This is a genomic window from Streptomyces sp. NRRL S-350 (assembly GCF_000719705.1).
Classification (GTDB): Bacteria; Actinomycetota; Actinomycetes; order Streptomycetales; family Streptomycetaceae; genus Kitasatospora.
The window spans coordinates 1-15,358 of record NZ_JOHO01000097.1 but is presented as its reverse complement, the minus strand read 5'-3'; the positions used below and the strand labels follow the sequence as shown (position 1 = coordinate 15,358).

General features: G+C 68.0%; 15 protein-coding genes and 3 pseudogenes. 11 read left to right on the top strand and 7 right to left on the bottom strand.

Annotation, left to right across the window (positions count from 1 at the left end; genetic code table 11):
* Window positions 1-33 precede the first annotated feature (33 nt).
* Together IF30_RS0138200 and IF30_RS0138195 are read right to left on the bottom strand one after the other, a co-directional pair.
* Window positions 34-396 (bottom strand): hypothetical protein, encoded by a 363-nt coding sequence (locus IF30_RS0138200; RefSeq protein ID WP_030247307.1) that lies wholly within the window; start codon window positions 394-396, stop codon window positions 34-36.
* 351 nt (window positions 397-747) lie between these two features.
* Window positions 748-1,521 (bottom strand): hypothetical protein, encoded by a 774-nt coding sequence (locus tag IF30_RS0138195; protein WP_158835863.1) that lies wholly within the window; start codon window positions 1,519-1,521, stop codon window positions 748-750.
* 495 nt (window positions 1,522-2,016) lie between these two features.
* Here IF30_RS0138195 and IF30_RS0138190 point away from each other — a divergent pair, with 495 nt between their 5' ends.
* The 4 genes from IF30_RS0138190 to IF30_RS0138160 all read left to right on the top strand — a co-directional run bounded on the left by IF30_RS0138190 (window position 2,017) and on the right by IF30_RS0138160 (window position 5,673).
* The gene (locus IF30_RS0138190; protein ID WP_030247303.1) at window positions 2,017-3,225 is read left to right on the top strand and encodes a hypothetical protein; all 1,209 of its coding nucleotides are present in this window, start codon (window positions 2,017-2,019) and stop codon (window positions 3,223-3,225) included.
* Window positions 3,226-3,686: 461 nt separating this feature from the next.
* On the top strand, window positions 3,687-4,202 hold the full coding sequence (locus IF30_RS0138180) for an SMI1/KNR4 family protein (RefSeq protein WP_158835860.1): 516 nt from the start codon (window positions 3,687-3,689) through the stop codon (window positions 4,200-4,202).
* Window positions 4,203-4,421: 219 nt separating this feature from the next.
* Window positions 4,422-4,637, top strand: a complete 216-nt coding sequence (locus IF30_RS0138170; RefSeq protein WP_030247299.1) for a hypothetical protein — start codon at window positions 4,422-4,424, stop codon at window positions 4,635-4,637.
* Window positions 4,638-5,202: 565 nt separating this feature from the next.
* The gene (locus IF30_RS0138160; protein WP_030247297.1) at window positions 5,203-5,673 is read left to right on the top strand and encodes a DUF5959 family protein; all 471 of its coding nucleotides are present in this window, start codon (window positions 5,203-5,205) and stop codon (window positions 5,671-5,673) included.
* A 5-nt stretch (window positions 5,674-5,678) separates the two neighbouring features.
* Here the strand turns inward: IF30_RS0138160 and IF30_RS46055 are convergent.
* A pseudogene (locus IF30_RS46055) lies at window positions 5,679-6,990 on the bottom strand (IS110 family transposase).
* A gap of 1,012 nt (window positions 6,991-8,002) precedes the next feature.
* Between IF30_RS46055 and IF30_RS46050 the strand changes: the two are divergent.
* From IF30_RS46050 to IF30_RS0138130, 5 genes and pseudogenes are all read left to right on the top strand, one after another.
* A complete protein-coding gene (locus IF30_RS46050; protein WP_078892027.1) occupies window positions 8,003-8,242 on the top strand; it encodes a hypothetical protein in 240 nt (79 codons plus the stop codon).
* Between the two features lie 109 nt (window positions 8,243-8,351).
* Window positions 8,352-9,159 (top strand): annotated as a pseudogene (locus tag IF30_RS42645) (nucleotidyltransferase).
* Window positions 9,160-9,244: 85 nt separating this feature from the next.
* Entirely contained in the window at window positions 9,245-9,631 is a 387-nt protein-coding gene (locus IF30_RS0138140; protein WP_030247291.1) for a hypothetical protein, read from the top strand.
* A 52-nt stretch (window positions 9,632-9,683) separates the two neighbouring features.
* On the top strand, window positions 9,684-9,902 hold the full coding sequence (locus tag IF30_RS0138135) for a hypothetical protein (RefSeq protein WP_030247289.1): 219 nt from the start codon (window positions 9,684-9,686) through the stop codon (window positions 9,900-9,902).
* 538 nt (window positions 9,903-10,440) lie between these two features.
* Window positions 10,441-10,839, top strand: a complete 399-nt coding sequence (locus IF30_RS0138130) for a hypothetical protein (protein ID WP_063752974.1) — start codon at window positions 10,441-10,443, stop codon at window positions 10,837-10,839.
* A gap of 167 nt (window positions 10,840-11,006) precedes the next feature.
* On the opposite strand, the gene IF30_RS48360 is transcribed toward IF30_RS0138130, so the two are convergent.
* From IF30_RS48360 to IF30_RS0138120, 3 genes are all read right to left on the bottom strand, one after another.
* On the bottom strand, window positions 11,007-11,210 hold the full coding sequence (locus IF30_RS48360) for a hypothetical protein (RefSeq protein WP_158835854.1): 204 nt from the start codon (window positions 11,208-11,210) through the stop codon (window positions 11,007-11,009).
* 14 nt (window positions 11,211-11,224) lie between these two features.
* Window positions 11,225-11,614, bottom strand: coding sequence for a hypothetical protein (locus tag IF30_RS0138125; RefSeq protein ID WP_158835851.1), 390 nt, complete (start codon window positions 11,612-11,614; stop codon window positions 11,225-11,227).
* 226 nt (window positions 11,615-11,840) lie between these two features.
* Window positions 11,841-12,164: a hypothetical protein gene (locus tag IF30_RS0138120; RefSeq protein ID WP_030247281.1), complete on the bottom strand. Its 324-nt coding sequence runs from the start codon at window positions 12,162-12,164 to the stop codon at window positions 11,841-11,843.
* Between the two features lie 256 nt (window positions 12,165-12,420).
* On the opposite strand from IF30_RS0138120, the gene IF30_RS42640 reads away from it, so the two are divergent.
* Window positions 12,421-12,981: a hypothetical protein gene (locus IF30_RS42640; RefSeq protein WP_158835848.1), complete on the top strand. Its 561-nt coding sequence runs from the start codon at window positions 12,421-12,423 to the stop codon at window positions 12,979-12,981.
* Window positions 12,982-13,529: 548 nt separating this feature from the next.
* Here IF30_RS42640 and IF30_RS0138105 read toward each other — a convergent pair.
* Window positions 13,530-14,102 (bottom strand): annotated as a pseudogene (locus tag IF30_RS0138105) (transposase); the annotation flags it as partial.
* Between the two features lie 337 nt (window positions 14,103-14,439).
* Between IF30_RS0138105 and IF30_RS44315 the strand changes: the two are divergent.
* The gene (locus tag IF30_RS44315) at window positions 14,440-14,619 is read left to right on the top strand and encodes a hypothetical protein (protein ID WP_051712116.1); all 180 of its coding nucleotides are present in this window, start codon (window positions 14,440-14,442) and stop codon (window positions 14,617-14,619) included.
* Window positions 14,620-15,358: the final 739 nt, after the last annotated feature.

Genomic DNA, 15,358 nt, shown 5'->3' with positions numbered 1-15,358 from the left:
CGCGACAACACAGCCCACTCGGCATCCGAAAGCTCATGACGGCGCACCATGACCGACATGATCTCTCATCACTTGATCAGCTTTGAAGACGACCCCTAGGACCTGGTCCTGCTGGACGCGCGTGATCCAGTCCTTGAGCTCTCGGCCGCGGCGATCGTTCATCAGCTCGGCGAAGGTCCTGACGTGCTCGGCGGTGGTGGCGAGTGCCGGGACGCGTGCCAGGACCTCCTTGAGCTGCCGGCTCCGGGTCGAGACGGTTCCGCACGACGGGCAGCCCGCCTCGTCGCCGGTCGTGGCGGCGTGGACGGTCACGTGGTCGGTGTGGATGGTCAGGGTGTTGACCGCGACGTCGGCGGTGTGGTGGAGCCAGAGGTCTTGCAGGAGAGCGTCAGCCACGACCGTTCCCTCCCCTTCTGCCGCAAGGAGGGTATCGGCACCAGAACCCGAAGGCACCCCATCAAGATCGACCGGACAGCTCCACGCAGCCTGGTACGGCCGCGTCACCCCCCTGTCCGCGCCGCTCCCGCAACGTGGCGACCTGGGGACCGTCATCGTCACGAAGGCGCCGACCGCGGGCACCGTCGGCCGGACCTGGCAGGCTCTCGAACCGGGCGAGGCCAGTACCGTGGAGGTCGCCCGGATCACCCGTCTCGATGAAATCTCCCTACCCTGACCCGTGTAGGTGTAGCTGCGGCTCTGGTGGGGCCAGCCCGACGAGTGGCCCACCTAGAGGTTGCCACGGGTCGGCTACTTGAGACTCTCGGCGACGCGGATGAGTTCCTCGTCCGAGAGCCGCGGGGGGGCGCCGGTGGTAACGGCGAAGGTGTAGGTCCCGTCCGACCATGTCAGCGAACGAGGCCCGCCGTTAGGATCCGATTGCGTGATGGTCGCGGGGTGTCCCTTGATTGTGGCGGCCCGGCCGTCCGGTGGCGTGCTGTTCCCTAGGGTCTGACTGATGATCAGGTGCCCATGTACGTCGGGCCCTGTGCCCAGCGTGTAGCCGATGGCCCAAGCGGACGTGTCGGTCGGGAGGGGGGCCAGGCCGGGCAAGTGGACCATCTCGCCCGCAGGGTAGGGGTAGTAGTTCTCTGGCAGGAACGCAGGCCGGAGGAGATTGCGTTCATCGAAGTGGATGGCGGGCTTTCCGGTGGCGTCGTTCAGGGTCCGGGTCCCGAGCGGTTTGTTCAGGTGGGTGGTGATCTGTCCGATACCGCCAGGGTCGCAGAACCCCGGGGGGACCGTGTGCCGCAGGGAGATCTTGACCGCGCCGGCGGACTCGCTGGCCACGAGCTGGGGCTGCTTCTCGCACCCCCAGCCGATGTTGAGTGTCAGGGTCTGGCCGTCCGAGCTGACGAGCAGCGGGTAGCCAGCCACTGGGCCTTCATAGACCTTCGTTTCCGGGCCCCGGTTGATCCACGCGTTGATCGCGAGCCCGCCAGCGAGGACGGCTACAGCAGCCGCGGCGGTCAAGCGATTCCGTCGTCCGCGCTTCGACATCTCACGGACGGTAATTTTCGTCACGGGCCCTCCTCGGCGGTCAAGGCCATGCTTGCGGGATGGCGCGTGCGAAGTCAAACGAGTCAGGAAGCGGTACTTACCGGGCAAGTGGCGCAAGGCATGTCGATTCTATTGCCAAGAAATGGCAAAGCCCTCCATGGCCGTGTCCGGAAAGGTTGCATAAGGATGCATCCGGGACTTCTATTCGCAGTGTGTTGGGCAACCCCTTGCCGGTACCGTGAGGGGTGCAACATTGCCTGCGAACGCGAATGGTAATTGCATTCTATTGGGGGGGGAAGAATGAATCGGAAAAGTAGCGCCGGCCGAAGGTGGATAGTCCTTGCCGCCGCTCTGCTGGCGTCGATTTCTGCCATTGCTCCAGCTATCGCTATATCAGAAAGTGGTACACCCGGGGCGGCGCCGACTCAGCCGAGCCACGCGCCCGGGAAGAAGAAGCCAGCGGGTGGTGTCAGCGGACCTGCGTTGCTGGCAGCCGCCAAGCCAGAGGTCGCCGAGCTCATGAAAAAGCAGGAGGCCCTCCACAAGGTCGTCGATCGCATCACTGGAGGACAGGACGAACAGAACCGGGATCGGATCCCGGGATTTTCTGAAGTCGAGGTGGACCCGGTGGCCAACCGCATAACCTTGCACTGGAAGGGGGAGCTGCCGGGCGCAGTCCAAGGTGTACTCCAAGACCTTCCCAAGGATGTGAGCGTGCAGGTCGTGACCGCCAAATATTCCAAGGCGGAATTGCACGCAGCGCGTGAGAAGCTGCTATCGAACGGCAAGCCCATTCCCATCGCCGCCAAGAGGCCGAGCCACATCAACAGCATCGGGCCGTCGCTTGACGGTAGTGGCCTCGACCTCGGCTACGAGACGGACGATGCGCAGGCACCCGAGATGCGAGCGGTCATGCCCCCGCTTCCTGTCGAAGAGCTCACGCCACAGGTGGAAGCCATCGCATCCACCATCGCAGGCGTGGAAGTCCATGCCCATCACCAAGCGATGGTTGAAGACCTAACGCGAGGCGCGGACTCCGAGCCCTGGTACGGCGGCGCCGGTGTCCGGACCCCGGGCGGAACAATCTGTTCCACTGGCTTCGGGGTCTACAGTCCGTCGGCAAACTACAAGAACTTCGTCACCACCGCCTGGCACTGCGGGGCGGGGTCGTACAGGACCTGGTATAGCGATAATTACATGGGCTACGCCAACTCGGGTGACGGAAATGCTGCGGATGACACGATCGGCATCGTTCCTCACGACGGGCAAAACTCGGGCGGATATGTCTACGGCGGCCCGTGGAATGACCCCTCCGATAATGACGCCGCCCAGGTGTCCGGTTACGGCGGAAACAATGAAGGCGAATACGTATGCCATTCTGCCGCAAACTCTGGGGTGCACTGCGGTCTTCGCATCCTGCAAGTCGACCGACAGATTCAAGGCCCCAATGGCGTCTGGCGCAAGTTCGCTGACCAAGTCGTTCAGACGGATAAGAACGACATCGCGTCTATCAACGGGGACAGCGGTGGGCCTGTCATCGCGCTAGACGGAACCAAGGTCCAAGCCCGCGGGACCATCACGTCGCTTGACAAGCAGACTAACTGCAATGGCCGCGTTTCCTCTGACGCTGGCTCGCGAACGCCGGAGTGCTACAACGGAATGTGGTACGTCCCCATTTCTCAGACGCTCGCCGACATGGGATGGGTCTTGAGGACAAGTAACCCGTAGAGCATTCGCTCGGCGATCCGCAGAAACTGCGAAGCCGCTGCTACCAGCCGTCCATAGCCCGGACGTGCCCGGAGATCGCGTAGCGGCGGCAGGCGAGGGTCTCCTCGGTGCTCATGCCCATGTCGTTGGCCACCAGGCCGAGGACGTCCTCTAAGGAGGTGAAGGCGACTCCGTACGAGTACAACGGCCAGGTAGTCGGTCACCTTCCCGACACCAATTGGTCCGGAAAGTCTCCCCGTACTGCTGGCACCAACAGGACAATGACGTGAACTCGCTCGTGGGTGCCTATGCAAACAGTACAACGAAGGTTACAAAACCACTGAGTTCATCTATGCCGGTGTGAATAAGACGCCGATTACCTATACGACCGAGCACATCCACGGGTCCGTCACACGCGGTGAGTACGGGATCTGTAACATCACTCGCTAGCAAGTACACGACGGCGAGGGGAGTGGAGCGCCTTGGCTGAGTGGATTGACAGGCTCGTAGCCGCGAGAAACGCCGATCACCGGTCGGATCCCGAGTCCGATCTATCGGCGCCTCCGGGGCTTCGGCCGCCAGCGGATGCGGGTCAGATCGCGGAGCTTGAGAGGTGGTTGCGGCAGCCGATCGAGCCGGGCTACCGCGAGTTCCTGGAGTTCTCCGACGGGATGGACAACTTCCGTTCGGGTATGCCTCTCCTGGGGTGGTGTGACTGGCCGTCCGGGGAGACGCTCTCGCGGGCGCTCCGCTTCCGCAATGTCGTCACCAGCATCGACGTCCACATAGACGAGGGGCTCACGGAGGATGCCGTACTGGCTCCGCTTTCGGTGAACGTGGACGGCACAGTGGGGATCTTCATGGTGCGGGACGAGGAATCACCAGATAAGCGGTACTTCTGGGTCGGGAATGGCGATGCCGCCGTCTTCTCGACGTTGTCCGAGGTCTTCGACGTCGCTTCGGACACCCGGTCGTGGAGTGATTTCTCCACCGAATGATCCGGTCATGGAGGAAATCGGAGATGTGGAACTGACGGGAACCCTCGGCGGTCTCGGGGAGCTGATGGGTGATCCCGGACGTGAGGGCGTCGAGGTGAGCTGAGAGAAGGCCGAGAGCAGTTCGGGGCCCAGCTTTCGGCGGACTTCCGGAGGTTCGTGGATCCCTACGGCCGGGGTCCAGTACTCCGAAGAGGACACCGGCTGCTGCTTGCGGCCCGCGTGAGCCGGTTCCAGCAACTAGCGGTCCTGCGCGAGCACGACCGGGTCGAACAGGAACACCGGGCCCTGCTGTCCACCCTCCCCGCCTGCGACCGGCGCCGCGACGCTGTGAACCGCGCGCGGGTCTTCGCCCTCAACAGCACCGGCCGGCACACCGAGGCCGAGGCGCTCGTCCGGAAGGCACTGGCCCGCCGCCCGGGGCCGGCCTTTCCCTAGGCCTCGCCCGCAGCCTCACCGCCCTGGGGCGGTCCGAAGAGGCACTACGGACCCTCACCGAGGCCCAGGCGCACGACCCGGGGGCCGACGAAGGCCCAAGCACCGTCGTGTCCGCCACCGTCACCGCCCAGGTCCTGCTCGGCCTCGACCGGCCGAACGAGGCCGAGTCCCAGGCCCGCCACGCGGTCGCTCACCCGGCGCTATTACCACCCACAACCACCGGGCCCTGGAAACCGCCACTACCCTGGGCCGCGCACTCGCCGCCCAGGGCCGGCGCCACGAGGCCGAAGCACAGCTGACCCGCTGCGCCACCGCCTGGCGCGAGCATTACGGCGCCCGCGCCCATACACCGCGGCTGTCGAAGCCGAACTCGCGGCACTGGAAAGCCGCTGACAGCCGCGGCGGCCGCACGTAGACACCTCACGGTGCGAAGGCGTCAAGTCGGGGCCGAGGCTCGGGCGGTTCTTTTCGAACGGGATGGTCTCGCTTGGGCCAGCTGCTGCGGTCATCCCGCGACGCGAGAGGATGCAGGGCGAGCCGGACGACGAGAGTGAGCGACGACGAGATGACCGACCCTGTTCCGGTGGACCTGATTGACCTCGCCGACGAGGACGGGAACCGCTGCATCGTGCGGGTCACCGGGCGCTTCAAGTCCGGTGACCCGATGCTCCACGACATCCTGCGTGCGGATGTTCTCGTGTTCGCGAGCTTCGTCGACGCCCGGTTGGACGTCTACCTCTCCCCGCACGACCTGGACGCATGGCAGGAGGAGCTTTCCGCCCTGGCTCCTGGGCGGGACGCCAGCATCGGCGGTGACCGCGGGCTGACGCTCGGGTTCCACCTGCACGAGGACGGTTGGCTCTCGATCACGGTCGACGATCCGGGCCGCCTCATCACCATGATCGGGGCCCGCCCTGAGGAGAACTGGATCAGCGACCACCACGAACGCCTGGAACAGGTCCGGCGGACGTGGCCCGTTGAGGTCGTCGAGACGGCCCCGGGTGTCTACGAGTGGAGCGCCGATCGCGGGCGCTGAGTGCCTCAAGTGGCTGCCGCAAGTGGTGCGGGGAAAGTCTGTTGCTCGTCGAAGAGTCGGCGGCTCTTGAGGCAGTGGTAGAGCTGGCCGAGCATGCGGTTGAAGAGGTTCCGCTGGGCGGAGGCGTGCCAGTCGCCGTGGTCGTCGCGGCGGCGCCGGTAGTGGGCTTTCGCGCCGGGTGAGGCGGCGATGGCGGAGAAGGCCCAGAGGTAGCTGGCGTGGTTGAGCCGGTCGTTCTGGCGCGGTTGAGCCGGTCGTTCTGGCGCGGTTGAGCCGGTCGTTCTTCACCCAGCGGCGGGTGATGCTGGACTTCTTGCCTGAGGCCCGGGTGACTGGGGAGGCCCGGCGTAGGCCTTGAGGCCGCGGGCGTCGGCGAAGCGCGCGCGGTCGTCGCCGTCTCGGCGAGAACCCGGCGCCGAGCTGGGCGCCGAGGCCGGGGAAGCTGCAGATGATCTCGGCGTCCGGGTGGTGCGGGAACACGTCCTCGACGGCTTGGGCGAGGTCGTCGGCGGCGATGCAGGCGGCCGTGAGCTGGCCCAGGAGGGCGAGCATCTGCCAGCCGAGCGCGTCCTCGACCAGGGCGGGCTGGTGGGCCCAGTCGGCACGGAAGATCTCGCGCAGCCGCTCGGCCTCGGCCTCAATGCCCCGCTGGCGGCCGGCCCGCCGGAGGGCGGAGGCGAGCTGCGTGCGAGTCAGCCGCACGGCCCTGGCCGGGGTGGGGACGGTCTTGAGGATCTCGCGGGCCTCGGGGCGGCGCAGGCCGTTCTTCCAAAGCTCGAAGGCGGCCAGGGCGGCCGGGTAGTACTCGCGCAGCAGGGAGCGGAGCTGGTTGGCCATCTGCTGCCGGTTCCAGGTGGCGTCCTGCTGGGCGCGGGCGAGGACGGCGACGGCGCGGGCCAGGTCGGTGTCGTCGGGCAGGGGTCGGTGGGCGTGCATGTCGGTGCACAGGATGTTGGCCAGGACCAGGGCGTCGCCGGGGTCAGACTTCTTGCGGGAGACGGCGTGGCGGTCGCGGTAGCGGGCGGCAACCAGCGGGTTGATCGCGAAGACCTTGCGCCTGCCAGCCCGCAGGACGGCGACCAGCAGGCCGCGGGAGGTCTCGATGGCGACCGGGATCGGGGCTTCCTCGGTGTCGCCGTACTCGACGAGCAGGTCCAGCAGCAGTTTGTAGCCGGCCGCGTCGTCGGTGATGTGGCTTTTGGCGAGCAGTTGGCCGGTGTCGTCGACCAGGGCGACGTCGTGCGTCCGCTCGGCCCAGTCGATGCCGCAGTAGATCAAGTTGTTTCCCTCCCGGAGCGTGGTGTTTGCGCTGGTCACGAGCGCATGCGGGCCACGCAGCGACCTAATTCCAGGACTCGGCCACCCGGCCGGTCCGCCACCTCACCAGCCGTTCGTGGCACCAGCGCGCCCCACGGGCCCCGGTCTGTCGCGGGAGCTCGGCGGCTCGGGCAAAACGAGGGGTCACCGTGCGGCGGGCTCGCACCACCAACACCAACGAGTGATCAAGAGCGGGGGTGTTGACGGTGGTGGCGGCCGGGAGGCCGCCGGAAGGCGCTCGTGCTACGTGGAGGCATTACAGCCAGGGACCACCAAGGCGTCCGTCCGGCGCCCACCCGGCCGCCACCACCACGAGCACCGAGGCCGCGCGCCGATCTATCCCAAGGCATCACCGGCCCGGGTGGCCATAGGCGTCACGACCACGACATTCGAACGAACCGACAGCAACCCCTGGCTACACCGATCCGCTATCAACGAATTAGGCACCACCGTAGGTACCGCCGTAGGCAGTCCCGTAGACACCACCCCAGGTACCACCGAGGGCGCCACCGCAGATACGCACCCAGGTACCACCGTGACACCCCGGGCGTCCGCCGAAGCCTCTGGCGTTAGCGCAGGTCAGCGGGCCGTGCGCGGGCCGACGGAAGATCAGACAACCCCTCTCCTGGCCCCTCTCCTCCGCTGCTGGTGGGTGGTGGTGGCGTGGTGGTCGGCGGGCGGCGTCGCGGTGCCTGGCCCTGCGGGGCTGGACCAGGTGATGACGTCCGGCGGTGCCGCCCGGCTGAACGGGCCGCTCTCCGAACGCACGCTCCGCGCGCCGGGGCCGACCGGGGCCTGGGTCCAGGGCGAGGCAAGCGGGCCCTGGTGCCCCGGGCAGCAACCCGGGTTGCACCGGCCCCGCGAAGGCTGCGGCCCCGGCTGGGATGGCCGGGACCGACGGGTCGGTCGACGGTCCCGTCCGGACGCCTTTCTCCTGTCACCGGAAGATGCTCCCCCTGTCGCCGGTGACCGCCCGCCCCCCGGCCCGCGTACCAGCGGTACGGTCGGCGGAATGACGGAGTGCGCGACGGTGACGCTGTACGGCAGTCCGCTGGACGGCGAAGAGATCGACGTGGACGTCCTGGACAACGACCCGTGGGTGCCGACCATCTCCGATACCGGGTGCACGTACCCTGGCGGCCGCAGCGTCTACGCGCCTGCACCTGATGGCCGGTGGACATGGCAGCGGGACCTCCCGGCCGACGGACTGACGTGCGCCGCCTCAGCTGTGCCGCCGCCGTGGTGCTGCTGACCACCGCCACCCCGGCCGCCGCCGTGATCCGGTCCAGCGACGCGTGCAAGCCCCCTCAAGATCGGGATATTCGTTCGCCGACGGGTCGAGGGCACGGCAGAGTGCCCTCATGACCGCTAAAGGACTGGACGACGACGGGTTCATCGCGCGGGAGGGCTCCTTGAGCTACGTGCCGAAGGCGTTCGCCCCGGTGGTAGATGCCGCCCGCGAGCGGATCACCAAGACCTTCGACCACACCCGACTGCACAGCGCCTACCTCTACGGCAGCATCCCGCGCGGCACCGCGATCCCCGCCGTCTCCGACCTCGACCTGTTGCTCGCCCTGCGCAACGAACCCAACGTGACCGACCGGGCTGACGCTGATGTCCTGGAAGCCGGCCTCGACAGCGGCTTCGCACAAGTCAACGGAGTCGGGGTCCTCCTCTTCAGCACGGGCGCGCTGCTGAGCGATCTCGAACGCCACGATCTCGGGTGGTTCGTCGCCTGTCTGTGCACTCCGTTGCTCGGCAACGACCTCGCAGAAGATTTGCCCCGCTACCGCCCCACGCCCCTGCTCGCCCGCGAGACCAACGGCGATCTGGGCCTGGTACTCCCGCGCTGGCGCGAACAAGCGACTGCTATCACTTCAGACGCAGAGCGCAGGACATTCAGCCGTGGGGTCGCCCGTCGAATCGTGCGGACCGGCTTCACCCTGGTCATGCCGCGTTGGGGCGGCTGGACCAGCGACCTCGCCGCATCCGCCGAAGTGTTCGGCAGCTACTACCCCGAGCGGGCCGCTCAGATGCGCCTCGCCGCGGCAACAGCCCGCACCCCGACAGCAACCCCGGCCATCCTCGGCATGCTCATCGACGACCTCGGTCCCTGGCTGGCAGCCGAGTACCACCACTGTCCACGGGGAGAAGACACCGCGGAGCTGAGGCCAGCGGCTGGCTCTGACGTCACCTTCAGCAGGGCAAGCGCACCGACAAGAACGACTACCCGCCCGAGAAGATCGCCTTCCAGATGAAGACACCGATCTGGTGCCGCACCCAGGCATCCGAGGTCGGCGACGGCTGCCAGGAGGTGATCAACCAGCTGCTCGAGGTCAACGCGCTCTACCGCCTCCGCGCCGCCCAGGGCGTCCTCGGGCTGCGGAAGAAGTACGGCGACCAGCGCCTGGAGGCTGCCTGCGGCAAGGCCATCACGGTCGGCGAGCCCTCCTACCGCACGATCAAGGGCATCCTGATCGCCGGCACCGAGACCGACCCCGAACCGGAGACCGGCGACGCAGGAGCGGCGGCCTTCCTCCACGGGCCCCAGGACCTGTTCGGCGCCACGATCCCCCCGCAGACCACGAACGAGCTCCACGGCGACCAGGGCTGCGACGACGCAGAGGAGGCCGCGCGATGAGCGTGATGGACACCGCCCTGCCGGGGGCACCAACACCCTGTACGCATGGGCCATGGACAACGCCGGCAACTACAGCCAGCCGGCCGTCCACAACTTCTACGTCCCCTGGAAGCCCGGCACCCAGCCGCTGTTCGGCGACGTCGACAACGACCAGAAGCCCGACGTCATCACCGTCGACAAGAACGGTGACCTGCGGGTCATCGGCGGAACCACCGACCCCACCACCTCCCTGGCTCGTCGGGCCGGGAGGAGTCGCAGAGCCGCACGCTGACGGAGCGGTTGTTCTGGCAGCGGACGGTCACGGCGGTCGGCGTGTCGAGGTCGGTGTCGTGGGAGCTCATCGGTTGAACGGTAGATCACGGAGGCCTCACCCATCGCGGGAGGCGTCCTGCATGGACGTGATCGGCGAGGTAGATCATGACGCCCTCGGGATCCATGCCGAGGGCTGCGGCGACGAGTTTGGGGTCCAGGGTGCACGAGGTCGGCAAGGCGGGTGCATCGCAGAGTCCGAGGCGCAACACCGCAGGGATCCAGAAGGTGGCTGACATAGGCGGTCGACACCGGTGCCCGACCGCTCTTGGTGATCTTGGTGACGATCACGTGGGGGCTTGTCGGTGCGCTGGTCCGTGCGGTGCGCCACGCAGCGTTGGAGCGCCGACCAGCTGATCGGGTCCATAGGCACCGGATGGGGGCGTCCACCCAGGCGGATGGTGCGGTTGACAGGGTCGAGGTCGTCAACGCTTAGGAGCCGGACCGCGCTGGTCAGGGCCTCGCCGAGCGGTGTCAGACCCTTGCTCGATGATCTGGCCATGCTGATTGCGACCGACGAGCGCGGCCACGTGGTGAAACGTCCCTCCAAGCCGGCTATCGGGACGATGCTGGCCAACCTGCAACGGGGGAACGCCCACTTGGTCCTGGAGCGGGTGGACGAGGAGCAGCCCGGCAGCTGGTACATCCAGGTCCGGCTCCGCGAGAACAACACCTTCCAGCTCGAGTACCGGGACGGCGTGGCTGAGCTGCACTATCAGACCCTGACGGTCTCCCAGGAGAAGGTCCTCGGGGCGCTGCTCGGCTGGGTCGGCGCGAAGCCGGGCTGGCGGGACGGCTTCATGTGGAACAACATCGGTGAGCAGTTCGACCCCAGCGACCGTGAATCCCCGGAGCCATCAGGCAGCGCGGAGCCGTCGACCGGCCCGGAACCGGGCTGACCAGAGCGGTCAAGGTTCGACGGCGCGGACCGCCAGGGGTTCAGCTCAGTGGCAATCGGTCAAGGACCGGTGGCACAGGACAACCCGAGCAGCAGCAGCCGCCGCCGCCCCGCCCGGCCCCCTGTCGCACCCCCGCCACACACGGGGAATGAGGGTATCCGCCCACGTCACAGGGCGCGACAGCACCCACCCACTACCAGCACGGCCTCCCCGGCACCCCCACGGCAGGCGACCAGGACGGCGGCCAGGACGACCAGGGCGTCGAACCGCCCCGCGGGGAGGCACCGGCCACCGAGGCGCAGCGGGACGGCTTGGTGGCCGACCAGGACGGCGGCAGGTGTGCTGCGACACGCGATCTTGACCGATGCCATGTCCCTTTGACCGGTCAGAGCTGGTAGGGGTACAGCTCTACTCCCTCGGGATCGATGCGGATCTCCACCCGGGTGTCGTCGGGTGGGGGCGGCGAGCAGACGTCGAACAGCACCAGCGAGTCACCCACCTCAAGGACCGCCGCGCCGTCCGCGGTGAGCTGGAGCCGTCCTCGCAGGACAACCTGGCCGGCCTCCTCGCGCACCCCAGGTTCGGCGAGCAGAGCCGGCCATGTGTTCAGGCCCCAGTGGATGTCCTCCCCGATGGTCCACTCGATGTGGTGCAAGCCCGCCACGTCGTGTGCGTCGCCGCGCCACACCGCCACGACACTGCCTACGGGTGTGTGGACTCGGACCATCACCCGTTCCGACCCGGACTGCGGCATCGGCTCTGTCTGCACCAGCACGACCCGATCATCCACCACCGCGCCTGGCTCGGCGGAGTCGACTGGTCAAGATCGTTGCCAACCGGTCGAGATCACCTGTCGCAGGACAGCAGGGGCGACCAGGACGGCGCCGACGGCCGGTGCGCAGCGACCCAAGCGACCCGTCTCAACGAAGTTTGATCGTTCTCAGCGAGTTTGACCGCGCCGGGGTGTTGTCCGTCGGGGGAGCTGCGGGGCAGGCGTCGGCCTACAACACGGCAACGCATGACTTCAGATCAGCGGTCAGGAAGACCAGGTGGATGTCCTCGGCGGTGGCGACTCGTCCCAAGGCGACGGGGGTGTCTGCTGCACGCCGAAGATCCGGTAGCCCCTGTTCGAAGTCCTTGCAGGTGGAGACGCCGTCCTGTGCCATGCACTCAGCCCGCCATGCCCAGATGTTGAGAAAGCGGTGAGCCGACTGCAGCTCTTCCCACACCCTGAAGGCTGCCCCGGCCCGCAGGGCCTGGGCAGCCTCGTTGGCGGCATCGGTGGCATGTCGTTCGAGAGCCGTGGCCAGATCTTCGCGATTCACGACGTGCAGTATGGCGCGCCCCGGGCCCCCGCCATCACCCGGTCAAGCAAGAGCGAGTGGACCGTCGAGAAGGGGGCCGGATCACCCACGCCTGAGGCCAGGACGCGGCGGGCGTACAGTTGGGCCGCCCATGCTCATGCGGCTGTAAAGGAACGGCGACTGTGCACCCTGATGTGGAGCGCCTCATAGCGCTGATGCCGGCCGGCCCGGAGAGCGGGGAGCGACTGGACTGGTTGGAGGTCGAGCGGGAGCTCGATTGCCGGCTGATTTCCGTGACCTCATCGCCGTCTACGGTGTGGGCACTGTTGACGAGTGCCTGATGGTGCTCCCGCCCGTGAGCGGAGAGCACGAGTCGGGGATCGCGTCCGTGGGTCAAATGACCCCGACCCCCGAGAGGACCGCGTGGCTTCTGCGCACGAAGTCCGACTATCCGCTGTGGCCGGAGCCCGGGGCGCTGGTCTGCGGGCTCCGCTTGGTGGACGGCAACAGCGACCTGCGGGGCGCCGTCTACTGGCGCACGACGGGCGCTGTTCCCGAGCAGTGGCCAGTTGTTCTGTGGGAACGCGATCATCCCTTCGTCGAGTTCGATCTGAGCATGACCGGACTCCTGGTGAAGTGGCTCACCGAGGCCTCGGACATCGACTTCGATCGGCGCCTGGTCTTCGGGGCTCCCCATTCACGGTTCATTCACTGGCGCGTCGAGCGCGAGATGCGCGAGCGGGGTCTCGACCCCTGGGAGTACCTGGAACCGCTCTACATCGAAGCGAACGAGGCTTGGGAGGAGCAAAACAACCTGAGGCCTCGTCCCGGGGCATGACTGTCTTGCTGACGCAGTTCGAACGTCCCCCGCCTGACGACAGCCCCACCGCTCTCGCAAACGAGCGTCGGTCCAACTTCACTGGCAAACCATCCATCTTCCAGGACAGCGCCGTCAGGACGGTCTGACGGCCATCCAGCAACCACCGGCCACGACGGCGGCGCGGCGCAGCCCAGGCAAGCACGGCCCTGGGCCGCCAGGAGGAAGCAGCGCAGCCGGGACGGAACGGCGACGCGGCCCCTCGGCGGCGTCCAGCACCGCCTGGAGCGAGGCGTCGGCCCGGCAGCAGGCAGCGGGGTGCATCCTGGCCCACCCGACAGCCGGGCAGCTCCGGTCAAGGCGCGGCCGGAGCGAGCACAGCGGCCCGGGACAGCGGCGCCCGGCCCGGACAACGGCCACGGCCCGGACGACGGCGCAACAGGCCGCGCTCGACGGCGAGCACCAGGACGCGCAGCACCACGGCCGAACAGACGAAAGCGGCCCCGGCCCGGCGGGCACCCCGACCCACAAAACCGAACACCCCCACCCGCCACCACCTACTGAGGTTTTCAGGGTGGGGTCGGTGGTGTGAGTGACAGACCGGTGCCACCCAGGCATCCGTCGATGAGGGCGGCCTGGAGCTGGATGTGTCGCAGGCCTCGGCGGAGGGTGCGGGTGAGGTGGTCGGGGTCGGCGAAGGCCGTGTTCGCCATCGGGCCGCGCCGCAAGAGCGACCAGAGGCCTTCGACCGGGTTGAGGTCAGGTGCGTACGAGGGAAGTTGGACGACGGTGAGCCAGTCGTGTTCCGCGGCGTACTGCTTCATGCCGGCGGCCAGGTGGGTGTTCAGGTTGTCCCACACCAGGACGATCGGGCCGCCGAGCTGAATGTGCGCGCGGACGGCAAGGTCGCGGTAGTCGGTCCAGGCGAAGCTCTTGCGGGCTCCCTTGAGCGGGAAGTGGAAGCGGGGCCGGTAGATCATCCGGCTCTGCTCGCCGGGTTTGTAGCAGCACATCGCGGCCACCGAGATCCGGCGTCGGGAACGGCCGCGGACGCGGACGACGGGCGTGCATCCGCGTCGCCCCCAGGTGCGGGCGCGCGGCGGCGTCATCGCGAACCCGGCCTCGTCCTCGAAGACGATCCACCCGCGTCGGCCCCGCCCCCGTGCTGCAGCACGACCAGGACCCCGACAACCGCCCCACCCACCGCGGTGAACCGACCGCTGCGCAGTCGGCCCGGCCCCCGCTCGCCGACCACACCGCCTACCAAGAGCTGCGCCTCCGGATGCGGGAGAACGCCGTCGCCCGCCAGGCCGCGCGCTCCATCCGCTCCGCGGTGGGCGAGGTCGGTGGATCTGGCCCTTGCCAGGTCCGCCGCGACGCCGAGACGAAGGGGTTCATGCTCCACATCCAGGCGACCTTCGGCTATAGCGCGGCCGGCGGCTCCACCGACGACCCCCGCCCCCGGATGATCACCAGAAGATGCCCGGCTCCCTCGCCCAGCGGCTCTACGAAGCCCGCGACGCCGGAGCGAGCCAGGCCCGGCAGGAAGCGATCCTCGCCGAGGCCCTGGGCGATGAGTACTTCAAGGACGGCGGTCGCCGTGCCCGCGGCCTCGACGTCGAACTCAACGACGTCGCCTGGATGGACCTCGAGCTGTAAGACCACCCCGCCAGCGGCCCCATGTCGCCGAAAAAAGGCCAGTCCCGGCCGCCGAAAAGGCAGCCGGGACTTTTTCTATGACCATCGAGCAAAATTCACCGGAGGAAATTCATGGAATCCCGCAACGGCGGAGAGCAGCAGTTCCACCTGCCGGTGCGCCGCGACCAGGACGGCGCACTGGTGGTCCCGGCCGACTACGTCACCGGCCTGCTGCGCGGGATCGCCGCCACCTGGCAGGACTGGGCGCAGCGCGGTGTGCCCGGGACGGACCCGGTGACCGCCACGGGCTTGGCGCGGTGCTGGCCGGCCTCGCCGACCAGCTGGACGTCGAGTGCATCGCCACCGCCGGCCAGACCGCCCCGCCGGCTGACCCCGTCCGCACCCGGGCGCGACGAACAGCGCCACCGGACCCGCCAGGGGCCCGCCCTCCACCCGGAGACGCTGTTGGTTGATTCGGGCCCGTGCGTGAGGCCCTTACCTGCATGGGGTAAGGGCCTCCAGGCATCTCAGGGCGAGCGGGGCCCGCTCTGGTGGCCTACCGTCGACCGGGCCGGCTGTTGTGTCCGCCGGAGGTGGTGGTCGGCTGGTCCTGTGCGTTAGGCGCCGGCGGCGACGCGGCCGTAGTCGGTCCAGCCTCCGCGGCCGTCTCCGCCGTTGTTGACGTAGGCGTTGACGGAGCCGCCGGAGTTGGTGAGGAGGTAGTCCGCGCGGCCGTCGCCGGTGATGTCCGCGAGGACCA